The organism is Sphingobacterium tabacisoli, from assembly GCF_017908035.1.
GTDB lineage: Bacteria > Bacteroidota > Bacteroidia > Sphingobacteriales > Sphingobacteriaceae > Sphingobacterium > Sphingobacterium tabacisoli.
In genome coordinates this window covers 138,677-151,162 of record NZ_JAEQMU010000002.1, presented here as the reverse complement: position 1 = coordinate 151,162, position 12,486 = coordinate 138,677, and the positions used below count along the sequence as shown (strand labels likewise).

Annotated in this window: 9 protein-coding genes; 5 read left to right on the top strand and 4 right to left on the bottom strand. The window is 42.8% G+C overall.

Features of this window, described 5'->3' with window-relative positions:
* Positions 1-93: 93 nt before the first annotated feature.
* The 3 genes from JKG64_RS11590 to nhaA all read left to right on the top strand — a co-directional run bounded on the left by JKG64_RS11590 (position 94) and on the right by nhaA (position 3,064).
* Positions 94-936, top strand: a complete 843-nt coding sequence (locus JKG64_RS11590; RefSeq protein ID WP_210354473.1) for a helix-turn-helix domain-containing protein — start codon at positions 94-96, stop codon at positions 934-936.
* An 80-nt stretch (positions 937-1,016) separates the two neighbouring features.
* On the top strand, positions 1,017-1,598 hold the full coding sequence (gene rclC, locus JKG64_RS11585; protein ID WP_210354472.1) for a reactive chlorine resistance membrane protein RclC: 582 nt from the start codon (positions 1,017-1,019) through the stop codon (positions 1,596-1,598).
* A 293-nt stretch (positions 1,599-1,891) separates the two neighbouring features.
* Positions 1,892-3,064: a Na+/H+ antiporter NhaA gene (nhaA, locus tag JKG64_RS11580; RefSeq protein ID WP_210354471.1), complete on the top strand. Its 1,173-nt coding sequence runs from the start codon at positions 1,892-1,894 to the stop codon at positions 3,062-3,064.
* Between the two features lie 399 nt (positions 3,065-3,463).
* Here the strand turns inward: nhaA and JKG64_RS11575 are convergent, their stop codons facing one another.
* Complete coding sequence (locus JKG64_RS11575) at positions 3,464-4,762, bottom strand: cryptochrome/photolyase family protein (protein WP_210354470.1); 1,299 nt, start codon at positions 4,760-4,762, stop codon at positions 3,464-3,466.
* A 31-nt stretch (positions 4,763-4,793) separates the two neighbouring features.
* Positions 4,794-6,017, bottom strand: coding sequence for an exo-beta-N-acetylmuramidase NamZ family protein (locus JKG64_RS11570; RefSeq protein WP_210354469.1), 1,224 nt, complete (start codon positions 6,015-6,017; stop codon positions 4,794-4,796).
* Between the two features lie 328 nt (positions 6,018-6,345).
* Here JKG64_RS11570 and JKG64_RS11565 point away from each other — a divergent pair, with 328 nt between their 5' ends.
* Positions 6,346-6,774 (top strand): cold-shock protein, encoded by a 429-nt coding sequence (locus JKG64_RS11565; protein WP_210354468.1) that lies wholly within the window; start codon positions 6,346-6,348, stop codon positions 6,772-6,774.
* 115 nt (positions 6,775-6,889) lie between these two features.
* Here JKG64_RS11565 and JKG64_RS11560 read toward each other — a convergent pair whose 3' ends face one another.
* Entirely contained in the window at positions 6,890-8,155 is a 1,266-nt protein-coding gene (locus tag JKG64_RS11560; RefSeq protein WP_317195843.1) for an MFS transporter, read from the bottom strand.
* Positions 8,156-8,467: 312 nt separating this feature from the next.
* On the opposite strand from JKG64_RS11560, the gene JKG64_RS11555 reads away from it, so the two are divergent.
* Positions 8,468-9,703: a pyridoxal phosphate-dependent decarboxylase family protein gene (locus JKG64_RS11555; protein ID WP_210354467.1), complete on the top strand. Its 1,236-nt coding sequence runs from the start codon at positions 8,468-8,470 to the stop codon at positions 9,701-9,703.
* A gap of 30 nt (positions 9,704-9,733) precedes the next feature.
* Here JKG64_RS11555 and JKG64_RS11550 read toward each other — a convergent pair whose 3' ends face one another.
* Positions 9,734-12,394 (bottom strand): DUF5916 domain-containing protein, encoded by a 2,661-nt coding sequence (locus JKG64_RS11550; protein WP_210354466.1) that lies wholly within the window; start codon positions 12,392-12,394, stop codon positions 9,734-9,736.
* Between the last annotated feature and the right edge of the window lie 92 nt (positions 12,395-12,486).

Genomic DNA, 12,486 nt, shown 5'->3' with positions numbered 1-12,486 from the left:
AATACAATCCAACTATCGATAGGCATCCACTATAAACACGGTGCGATATTCCAGGATTATTCTTATTTTTCAGCTTTATAACAGAATCTCTTCATGTCACAGCAAGCTATAAATCCGCAACAAAAAACAATAGCCGTACAGGTTCTACATTCGGAGAACCTACGAGATGATTATCAGATTGCCTTGTATCAGATTCTATTATTAGATAAGACCGCTCCCCTACGGATCGATTTGGCCGAGCACACTATTCCATCTTATTCTATCCTCTTCCTCTCTCCTTATCAACACCTCAGCACTAGTACCAGCACAGAAACAACATTTAGACAGCTTTCCTTTCACGGTGACTATTATTGCATCGAATACCATAAAAAAGAAGTGGCCTGCAACGGCATACTCTTCAATAACATCTATGTACAACCTTATGTTACGGTCCCCCCTGCTCTTTTTAATGAAATAGAAAACATCTATCAGAAAATACAGGACGAAATCCCCCATCATTCAGATGCCATCATCAAAGCCTACTTACAGCTTATACTCGCACTCTGCAGCAAGGAAAAGAAACAGATCATGAAAGATTTTGTTCCTTTATCGTTGCAGGACAATACCGTAGGATATCAATTTCAACAGGAACTCGAACGGGTATTCCGCTTACAGAAGAGCGTTCTGTACTACGCTGACCATGCAGGATTGAGTACCGACCGCTTCAGTAAAAAAATAAAATTACAATTGGGCAAATCTCCCTCGACCCTGATCCAAGAGCGCATGACCTTGGAGGCAAAAAAACTACTACATCTCACCCATCTATCGATCAAAGAGATCGCGGATGATCTTCATTTTAACGACGAACACTATTTTAGCCGGTACTTCAAAAAAAATGTAGGTGTATCGCCATCTCAGTACCGCGAACAAGTCGGCATATCCATCGTGGCAAAATAATCTATGTCATAACCGTTTTTGTCCATTCCCTCACATCTTGCTCTCTTTTACCTTTGTAGAGAACAACTATTCAAACGGACATGCATACTCTTTTACAGCATTTAGCAAAATCACAGACTTATTTTATTCACCTAATCCGTATCAGTATTTTTATCGTGATGGCCTGGATCGGTGGACTCAAAGCATTTCAATATGAAGCCGATGGTATCGTACCATTTGTAGCGAACAGTCCATTTATGAGTTTCTTTTATACCCATCCCTCTCCCGAATATCAGGACTACAAGAATCCAGAAGGCAAGACCGTAGCCAAAAATATCAGTTGGCACGAGTCCAATGGCACCTATGTATTTTCTTATGGGTTAGGTACTGTCATTGTTATCATCGGAATACTCACCCTTGCCGGAATCTGGTCTGCAAAACTGGGGCTTATCGGTGGTCTACTGACCTTCGGCATGTCCTTGGTTACCTTATCCTTTTTGATTACCACTCCCGAAGTGTATGTTCCCAACCTTGGTGGAGACTTTCCTAGCCCTCAATATGGGTTTCCTTATCTATCTGGCGCAGGCCGATTAGTCCTCAAAGACATCATCATGCTGACAGCCGGTCTGCTGGTTGCTTCAGACGCTGCGCAGCGCCTATTAACTACCTCTAAGCATAGTTAAAACCACAAAAAACAAAACATATTATAACACACAGAGCAATCAATAGATATAATCTATGCAATAATTCGATACCTGCCTTTCCCTTTTCCCTATTTTAGCGGAGCTTATCCTCCAATGCAGGACTCTTTATCGTCTTGTCGTATCCGAGACGGCATCGGCCTTCTTAAAAAATGGATAGCGTTTTTCAACGGCTATTTTAAAGTGTAGATTAGATACGTGTATAAAAATATGCCATTGCCACACATAATTTAAAAGCCCCGCAAGGGATTCATATTTTAACTTTATAGTAAGCGATGACAAAACTTATCAATTTAAACGTTTTCAAGGACTTTTTCCAATCAAGTAATGCAGGAGGAATTCTCTTATTTATCTGTGTTATCTTATCCATGGTCTTGGCAAACACCGATTTTGCGGTCCCTTTGCAACATATCCTAGACCATCCCCTTGGGTTTGAAAACGACAGTATCCATTTACGTTACCCCGTTTTGCTTTGGATCAACGATGGCTTAATGGCTATTTTCTTTCTTTTGGTAGGTTTAGAGATCAAACGGGAGATTGTAGAAGGAGAATTATCCTCACCACAAAAAGCATCCCTTCCCATCTTATGTGCGATAGGCGGTGCGATTGTACCTGCACTTATTTATCTTAGCTTTAATGCCGGACAGGAGACCGCATCAGGTTGGGGTATACCGATGGCGACAGATATCGCTTTTGCCCTGGCAGTCATCAGCTTATTGGGCAATCGTATACCGAGTAGCCTTAAGATTTTCCTTGCGGCTCTCGCCATTGTCGACGACCTCATAGCGATTCTTGTTATTGCATTTTTCTACTCATCGGGGATCGAAATGACCTACCTACTATATGCAGGTATAGGCCTGGTTGTACTGATTGTCATGAACAGGATGAATATCCTCAATCCCTACCTATACCTTATCCCGGGCATATTTATTTGGTACTTTGTGCATCATTCAGGTATACACGCGACGATTGCAGGGGTATTAGTAGCGATGACTATTCCTACAAATGATACTGACGTAGAGTCTCCATTAGAACGCCTGGAGCATGCGCTGACAAAGCCTGTCAACTTTTTGATTATCCCTCTATTTGCCTTTGCCAATACCAACATCACCCTCGAAAGCGAGATGGTCGCAGGGCTCACCTCTTCTTTGGGACTAGGCATTTCATTGGGACTTTTATTAGGCAAACCCTTCGGTATCCTATTGACCTCTTATCTTTGTACCAAATTAAAAATAAGCAGCCTACCCGAGGGCAGTAGCTGGCGCCATATACTGGGTGTAGGACTCTTGGCAGGTATTGGTTTTACCATGTCTATATTTATCGCCATTCTTTCTTTCGGCAATCCGCTCCATGTATCAGAAGCAAAACTATCCATTCTAATTACTTCGCTTTTGGCAGGGATTGTGGGGTATATGGCACTACGTTCCAATAAAACTTACTCCAATTAAGACAGAATATTTACAGTCCAAAAAGGGGATTTTCTATGCATAGAAAATCCCCTTTTTCAGTTTATGGTTCCTTATTTACTGATTCGTGCGACCTTTACTTTGTCTGTCTCCAATTTTGTTTTCAACCAATTTTCCAATACCTTCTCTTTGCTTACAACAATGCTTATGGCCAAATAGTTTGCCTTTTAAGCTATTTTTAAGACGATTTCACCCCCTCATCAGAGCAAGATTAAATAGTTGCTAAAACGTTATTTCAAAATAAATTTGCAAATGTGTAAATCATACACTACCTTTGTGGTATCATAATTTAGGTTTATAATTGGTTATAAAAGGTTTTCATTCTCCCCGTTTGAAAACCTTTTTCTTTTTACCTAAACCCTTCTTTTTCAACACCATTTTTTACTTACCTAATCCGATCTTATACGTACTCAAGGCCCGATCTCTTGCAAAGGCATGCTCTACGATTTTGTGAATCGCTTTGGATTCGAAATCCGGATTCCAGCGTTTCACGTAAATCAGGTCCTTATCAAACTTGCGGAGTTGCTCTTCGGGATTGAATATCCTAAAATAGGGTGCTGCATCACAGCCACAGCCTGCTGCCCACTGCCAGTTGCCCACATTGGCACTTGCATCATAATCCAGCAACTTACCAGCAAAATAAGCTTCTCCCCAACGCCAATCGATTAATAGGTGTTTCGTCAAAAAGCTAGCAACCACCATCCGTACCCTATTATGCATAAATCCCGTTTCATTCAATTCACGCATTCCTGCATCCACCAAGGGGTAGCCTGTCTCTCCATTGCACCAGGCTTCAAATTCACCTTCATTATTACGCCAGGCTATCGCTTCATAAGCCGGCTTAAAACATAACTTGGCCGACTCCGGAAAATGAAAGAGAATCTGCATAAAAAACTCACGCCAGATCAGTTCGTTCAACCAGGTCTCATTGTTCTCGCTAGCCAGCAAAACACAGCGACGGATAGAGATCGTTCCAAAACGTAATGCAACCCCTAGCCTAGTGGTCGTATCCATGCCTGGAAAATCCCTACTCTTATCGTAGTCCTTGATAGCAGAAGCTTCTACCTCAGATTCTACAAATTGGATGTCCGTTTTTTGGAAACCGATAGCATCCAAGGCTGGCAATTCTTTAAAATCCAATTTCTCGAATCCACCATACTCGATTTCAAACGGGTGCAAAGCCTGAGGCGATAGCTTGGATTTCCAAACACGGCTGTAAGGCGTAAATACGGTATACGGTGTGCCATCCTTCTTCATAACCTCCGATTTCTCAAAGATCACCTGGTCCTTACAGGATACAAAATCAATTCCCTCCCCTGCTGCCCAGTTCTCAATCAGCTGGTCCCTGCGTATCGCATCGGGCTCGTAATCTCCGTTACAAAAAATGGAACCGATTGCTCCCTCTCGATTTAAATCCTTAAAGATATCAAGTGGGCTACCGATATATACCCGTATGTCCGTACCGAACACGTTCAGCTTTTGTTGCAACAGTTGCAATGCTTGATGTATATAATCCACCCGTCTATCATACGTAGAGGGCAATTTCGATAAGATAGTCGTATCAAAAATAAATATGGGCCGTACATTACTTCCTTTAGCCAACGCACGGCATAGACCATGGTTATCTTCCAATCTCAAGTCCCTACGGAACCAAAACACACTTCGTTTTTCCTTCGTCATTTTAAAATTTTGCCCCCCTTGTTCCAACACATTAATCCTTATAAATCACATATTTTGCGCGCATCTTTTTGTATGCGGCCAACCCCGGTGCCCAACTCGCACGGATTTCCTTTTCACTGGCACCTCTTTCAATCTGCTGGCGCAGGTCATCAACCCCCGATAGATTCTCGAACCTTCCTATCTGGTCCGAAAAACTATTGTCAAAAAACTTACTCTTCTCAGGCGATTTTTGATACAGCTCCATAATCCACGAGAGATTCAATTTCTTGCTATCCACCAATTTTTGCACATCATACGACCGCAAATCCAATCCGTAACAGGTTTCATTCATGAAAAGAGGACGTTCACTCATCCCCTTCTTACTGACCGGTGTAAACGAGAAACTATAAATCCCCTTATAGGCAGGGCTACCGATAACAGTAAATGGGTAATCCGTACCGCGACCATGATTGACCTTCACCCCTTCAAAGAGACAGGTACTTGGATATAAGAGAATACTTTGCTCCGTATTCAGATTGGGTGAGGGATTTACCGGCAACTTATAGAGCATATGGTGTGCATAGTTTGCTATTGGGATAATTTTCAATCTACATTTTTTCGCAGATTCCATCCACCCCTCCCCATTGATCATCTGTGCAAACTCAGCCGTCGTCATACCGTGTGCTATAGGTACCGGAAACTGCCCTATACCTGATTTATGCTTTTCATCCAGTATTGGGCCATCGATCAGGTATGCATTCGGATTAGGTCGGTCAAGAATCAACATCTCTTTATCATGCTCGGCACAGGCCTCCATAATATCCCGCAGTGTATTGATATTCGTGTAAAAGCGAACCCCCATATCCTGCACGTCAAAAATAAAGACATCCACATTCGCCAGATCTTTTCCTGAAGGCTTTCTCTTGCTACCATACAGCGAGATAATCGGGATATTGGTTTGTGGATCCACCTCATCCCCCACTTCGGTCCCATTGCTTGCATTGCCCCTAAAACCATGCTCAGGTCCGAAAACCTTAACAATATTAACCCCTAGAGTCAATAAGCTATCCACAAGATGTTTATCCTTGATAACTGTAGAAGGATTACCTAATATCGCTACTCGTTTCCCTTTCAGATACGGTACATAGCGTTCCGTCTGCTCCGCACCCGTCCGGATTCTATCGTTGCAGTAGTCCAGAGCCCGCTGTGCATTCAGCTGGGGTATTACCAAGAACAGCAGACAGCAGTTCAAGAAAAAAACAATTCTAACATTCATAAGTTAAAGTTTATAGCCCTTTAAATATTTTTCTAAATTTAATTATTTTCTGTCTTTACACCACTATGCTTATTTATAACAACTTTAATAGGTTACACGTCTTTTTAACAAGGGCGAACTCCGTTTCACCTTAGATAGACTGCTGTCTCAAAGCCTATAACCATATTATCCCCAGCTAATTCGGGAAGAAATGTATATTAGTTTTTCTCAAAAAAATTTCGTACATTTGCGTCATCACAAAAGGCCCCTATATCTTATCCTTGAGCCAGTCCGCTAATTTAAGACATACACCTTTCATTTATTATATTTTAATCTTTAATTCTATTTAATGGCTAAAAGTCAACTTACATTCAACAAAAAAGAACGAGCAAAGAAGAAACAACAGAAGAAAAAAGAAAAGCTAGAAAGACGCGAAGTAAACAAGTCCAACAACAACAAAGGAAAGTCGCTGGAAGAAATGTTTGCTTATGTAGATGAATTCGGAAACATATCGGATACACCTCCAACACAGGTATATAAGTTCAAAGAAGAAGATTTGCACCGCCCTGTTGAAAGTGAAGACGAATTCCTCTTTGGTAAAGTCTCCTACTACAATGAAACTGGAAACTATGGTTTTATCAGAGATAATGAAACTCGAGAGACTGTATATTTCAACGATAAGTTAGCAGGAATGGTATTGACCTTAAATCAGAAAGTCAAATACAAATATACAAGAACTAAACAAGGCAATCAGATTTCTGAAGTAGAGCTGATGTAATCTTGCTTATAGTTTACTTATAATATTCTGAGAGGTTGCCCGATATAAACGAGCAACCTTTTTTTTATGGAGAACTATCATCACTGCGGGCGATTCCATTGGAATCAGGATAGCCCTAGTGTCCACCTAACCCTTCCGCTTGGGTATGTTTATCCTGAGGTAACATCCATCGTATCACAAAATACAAGGCTACCGCCGAGAAAGCAAGTATCGCACCTGTTCCCAACCATAACGTATCGAAGCCCAGCTTATGCACAATCTGTGTCCCTAATAGAGGGGTGATGATAAATGAGAACGAAAAGCTCATTCCGTTCATCCCCATGTAGGCACCTTGATTTTTCTTTCCCGAACGCAGCGCCGTAATCGTAGACATAAACGGCAGGACCAATATCTCACTAACGCTCAACAAGGTAATCGACAGTATCAAAATAGAGAAATGGTGATCAAACGCCAATATAGCGTAAGCCACAGCACACAATAACGCTCCGTATAGGATTGTCTTTGCTATCGACAGATATTTGTCTGCAAAATTAACCACCAGCATCTCCAATAGTACGATTATAAATCCACTATAGCCCAGTACATACCCTATAGTGGCCTGATCCATCTTCGCTACCTCTTTATAGAAAATCGGTATAGTATTGAAGAACTGAAAGAAACAGATCGAGAATATCGTACAGAAGAAACAGAAGATAATAAAAGGCACATCTTTATAAGGCGACTTACTTTTATCCTCCGCTTTTACCGGCAGTTCATCGATATGTTTTTGACGTTCCTGCACCTTCGCCTGAAATACCTTATGTCTTTTTCTAAAGAATTTCACATATACAATCCCCGCGATCAAGGCTCCAGCGGTATTGATAGCAAACAGGAACTCATACGAAATGGCCGACAAGATCCCCCCCAAGGCAGGCCCAATAGAGAAGCCAAGATTTACTGCCATCCTATTCAAAGAAAACGCCCGCGTTAGATTTTGCGGTTTAGCATACTTTGTAATCGCTACCGAGTTGGCTGGCCGGAACGTCTCACTGATAATACTCTGTAACAAGATAATACAGGCCATCCCTTCCACTGTCGGAAACAGCGGAATCATAATAAACAGAGGTGCACTAAGAAACAGACTGAGACTCTGCACGCGATATTCTCCAAACCGATCCGTAAAAAAACCTCCTAACCATGAGCCTATTACAGAACCTATACCGTAAAAACTTAGTACAATCCCCGTGTGCGTAATATCGAAATTCAGATGTCCCGACATATACACACCCAAAAAAGGAATGACCATAGACCCCGTCCGGTTGATCAACATAACAATGGAAAGCATCCATGCTTCCTGAGATAATCCTTTGAAAGAATCCGTATATGCGCGTAATATTTTCACTTGGCTGTTCCTAATTAATAATCCAAAAATCACTCTAATCTGCCCAAAAGTACGAAAATCCCCGTAGAGCACCAGCTTTCAATTGCTTTATGGTAGAAAAGAAAAAACAAGTCTTTGAATCGTTACACCGAAATAATATCAGAAGATGGCGCTATAACACCGATTTTTCTACAAAATATTCGGAAACAATAGCCGGCAGCCTATAAATCGCCGAGATAACTTATTTTTGTCCATAGGGCCACGTCCTAACCATACACTTCCCACTGCTTACAATTCATCGCATTGGGTAGGAAGATAAAGCTAAACAACAACATGCAATACTGGAAAAAGATTAATTTTGACGAGCAAAGACAGCAGATCGCCGATGCGCTCTCCAAGAACATTGACTATCAGAAAATAATAACACTCGGTGTACCCGGCTCCAAATTAGATGGTCAGGTATTTTATGATCAGGCGACCTTCCTAAAAGAAGCTCCTTTTCTGCAATCCATTGTCCAAAACCCCAATCATATTGGTTGCCATACCCTCGGCGACTCCGAACCCTATTTTGCAGGCACACAGGAGATCGAGCGTGAAGTCATCAAAATATTAAGCGAGGATATATTAAAAGCTGAAAGCAACAGTTGCGACGGCTATATCGCTACAGGAGGTACCGAAGCCAATATACAAGCCTGTTGGATGTACCGCAATCTCTTTACACACGAATACAATGCCCGTCTCGACGAGATAGTACTCATTGCTTCCGAGGATACCCATTACTCCGTACACAAGGCCTCCAATTTACTGCAGATAGACTTCCTATCCATTCCTGTTCAGATGGAAAACAGAACGATTATCGCTAGCGAACTGGACAACCTCATTGCGCAGGCCAAACAAAACGGAAAGAAATATGCTATCGTCATCTCCAATGTAGGTACCACCATGTTTGGCAGTGTAGACAATCCAGATGAGTACGCTGCAGTTTTAGCAAAGCATGGATTCCTGTTCAAGATACATATGGATGCCGCCTTTGGTGGATTCATTTACCCTATCGTACAGCGCGACAACAATATCGGCTTTGACAATCCTCACGTGTCCTCTGTCACACTGGATGCCCATAAAATGCTTCAGGCACCCTACGGTACGGGCGTGTTTCTATCCCGCAAAGGATTGATCCAGCATGTCCTCACCAAAGAGGCCAAGTATGTCAATGGTATGGACATCACCCTGAGTGGCAGTAGATCCGGAGCCAATGCGATCGCCGTATGGATGATACTACAGACCTACGGTCCACATGGCTGGCTTGAAAAATTAAACACCCTGCTCTATAGAACCACAGTATGCTGTACCGATCTAGACCAACTAGGTATACGGTATTACCGAAATCCACAGATGAATATCATTACCATCCGTGCATCAGATATACCGAGTAGTCTGGTACAGGAGTTTGGTCTTGTGCCCGACTCGCATGGCGACAGTTCCCAATGGTATAAAATCGTCGTGATGGATCACGTACAGATCGATGTCTTAAAGCAGTTTACAGAAAAACTATCGGCAATCATCAAGTAGAGAAAGGGTAATCCCCTTCTCTACTATCTATTACAGCGCAAACCAGTAGTTGACCTTCATCATAAAGGTATTGCTCGCTGGCAGTCCGAACATACGGTCCAGATTATTACCCCAGCCCGGTTGGTACACCATATCATTGCGCGACTGATTATGCTCCCATACTACATAGATTGTAGAACCAGGCAAGTACTCCCACCGTGCTACTAAATTGGAGCGGAATTCATTAAAGCTAAAATTTGGGTTTTTGAAAGAATAACTGGCATTCCCCTCCTGGGCGGTATAACTACCATCCGTAGCCTGCACCTTCTCCTCCGCAAATGCCGTAAACCGATCGCTATACGCTTTAGCATCCATATTTTTCGCTAGCTTAAACCTATCGTAGACCGCGGTCGAAGTAAATGGCGATCCATAGTATTGGATCGAGATATCCGGTGTCACATTCACCTGTAGGTTCAAGGTCACTCCATACGTCTTTTGGTCCATATGACCCAATATATAGGCATTCGGGCTAGCTGTTGCTCCCGTAGGCTTCACTGTCCCCACATACTGCAGATCATCCTTATTCCAGGCATAGTTAAACTGTCCTGCCACACGCAGATGGTTACCCATGCGAATTACCATGCTCGGATGGATTGCATTATAGGCAGTCTTTTCATCCAGGTAATGACGGCCGTTATATTCCATTTTGAACATCACTGGTTTTGCCCGGTCCGTACTGATCATTGCATTGGTTTCAAAGTTGGCATTATAGCGCATATCTGGCCCACCGCGCAATCGCCGGCTATCAACTGTATTCCAGTTAAAAATCTCTTTGATATCCATCTCGATACGGCGCTTGATACTCAGACTGCGCCACCGAACAGCAAAGTCATTATTGACCGCCTTCCCTCCGTAATTCCATATATTTTTTTGGGTCAGGTTGATTCCCGCAAACCGAAAAGGCCCCCAGGGGTCCGTCTTACGGAATACCACCTCCGATTCATTCGATTTGTAATCCGCCTGCTTCATATAGCCCACATCATTCAGATCAAAGCCCGGCGAAGCCCAGCTAAAAGTCTGGGAAAAATTCCATTGAGCATTTCCTTTTTTACCTGCTTTCACATAACCACTACTTCCCTGCAGGGCAGTTTGTTCCGGACGCAGGTCCAGGTAAGAGCTTCCTGACTCCCGTTGATAATAATGAGCCGCATTCTGCTTTGTATTCAAAACAGCCGATGCAGAACCATGCAACGTACTGAACATTCCCTTTGCATCGATATAATAAAGCCGGTTAGCAAAGTATTGTGTAAAATCAACACCTGCCGCAAAAGCATTTTCAATCAAGGCATCTTTCAGATGATCCGCTCGAAGATTTCTATTCACCGACGTCAGCATTCCCCCCAGTAGCGTATTTCCTGCCCAATTTTTCTGCACACGTGCCACCGTATAGTTTGTCAATGGTTCTGTAATCTCCCGATCTTCGATACCACTACGCATCACCCGCGAAGAGGTCTGTGCCGTGATACTTTCCAATAGCCCTACAGTCACCCCACTTTTAGTCGTTCCCGTCAACTTTAACGCCCCTAGAATCGGTATGGGGCTCGCTGTACTCGCATAGTTATCGACATTATCGATTCCCTTGGGCTGATACGAAGGCATGGCACCGACACGTCTCGAGTAAAACATCATCCCCCCCTCGTTATTATCAAACTCCAAGATATGTTTCCCCTCCAGGAAAAAAGGACGCTTTTCGTCATAGAAGATTTCATAAGCAGAAAGGTTCATTACCGAAGGGTCCAACTCGACCTGTCCATAGTCCGGATTCACCGTCAGGTCCATTGTAAAATCATTCAGTGCAAACTTGGCGTCCATTCCGACATTACGGCCCCATCGACTCCCCTTTTGAAAAGGGCTATTCGGTATTTTAGGCTCCTTTGTGAATTTGGCCATCGCATAGGGCAAGAACTCAATACCTTTGGGCTTTGGTAGATCTGTCATCCCATGCATCTCTCCAAACGAAAAGACATGCCCATTATTTTTTATCGGTATCAAACTCCAATTCTGCACTTCATTGTTGCGGCGGATGATGCGACGCACGTGCAGCCCCCATTTACCGTCCCCGTTATCCTGGTTATAGCGCAGTTGGCTGAATGGAATACGCAACTCCGCAGTCCAGCAGGAGTCCGTCTTATTGATATGTGTCTGCCCTTCCCATACGGCATTCCAGCTCAGATTTACAGACAGCTTATCCGTGACCGTTAGGTCTGTTTTATTGCCACCGAGATTAATATTAAATTCCGATGCGACACGGTAATCGTGATAGGTATCAAAGGCAATACTAACCAGATCACCGTTACTATTGTCATCTCTGTTACCGATAAAAGCGTTCATCGTTTCTGGATGTGCGTCCTTACAGTATAGCCCTATATAGATGTTCACATCATCGTAAAACAACTTCACCCTAGTCCAAGAAGCAGTATAAGCTCTTTCGAAAGGAATAACCTGCGAAAACTTCTCCGACCACTCCCCTTTCTCCTGCCAGATACTTTCATCCAGCTTGCCATCGATACGCGGACGTTCGCCAGACAGCTTCGTGATATTATAAGTTCGTTTGTAAGCGTCTTCAAAAGAGACTACCTCTTTTCGCTCATTCTGACCATAGCCAAACAAAGAATAGAAAAGACAGCAAAAAAGAGAGCAATAATACTTCATGAATGGTTTATCGTTTTGATTAGGTTGAGATTACGATATACCAAACTTAAAAAAAATGCTTTACATTCGGAGAATTATGTGCAATTAATTTT

Coding starts and splice junctions, on each gene's coding strand:
- JKG64_RS11590 (WP_210354473.1), top strand. CDS start 94: ATGTCACAGCAAGCTATAAATCCGCAACAAAAAACAATAGCCGTACAG.
- rclC (WP_210354472.1), top strand. CDS start 1,017: ATGCATACTCTTTTACAGCATTTAGCAAAATCACAGACTTATTTTATT.
- nhaA (WP_210354471.1), top strand. CDS start 1,892: ATGACAAAACTTATCAATTTAAACGTTTTCAAGGACTTTTTCCAATCA.
- JKG64_RS11575 (WP_210354470.1), bottom strand. CDS start 4,762: ATGACGAAGGAAAAACGAAGTGTGTTTTGGTTCCGTAGGGACTTGAGA.
- JKG64_RS11570 (WP_210354469.1), bottom strand. CDS start 6,017: ATGAATGTTAGAATTGTTTTTTTCTTGAACTGCTGTCTGCTGTTCTTG.
- JKG64_RS11565 (WP_210354468.1), top strand. CDS start 6,346: ATGGCTAAAAGTCAACTTACATTCAACAAAAAAGAACGAGCAAAGAAG.
- JKG64_RS11555 (WP_210354467.1), top strand. CDS start 8,468: ATGCAATACTGGAAAAAGATTAATTTTGACGAGCAAAGACAGCAGATC.
- JKG64_RS11550 (WP_210354466.1), bottom strand. CDS start 12,394: ATGAAGTATTATTGCTCTCTTTTTTGCTGTCTTTTCTATTCTTTGTTT.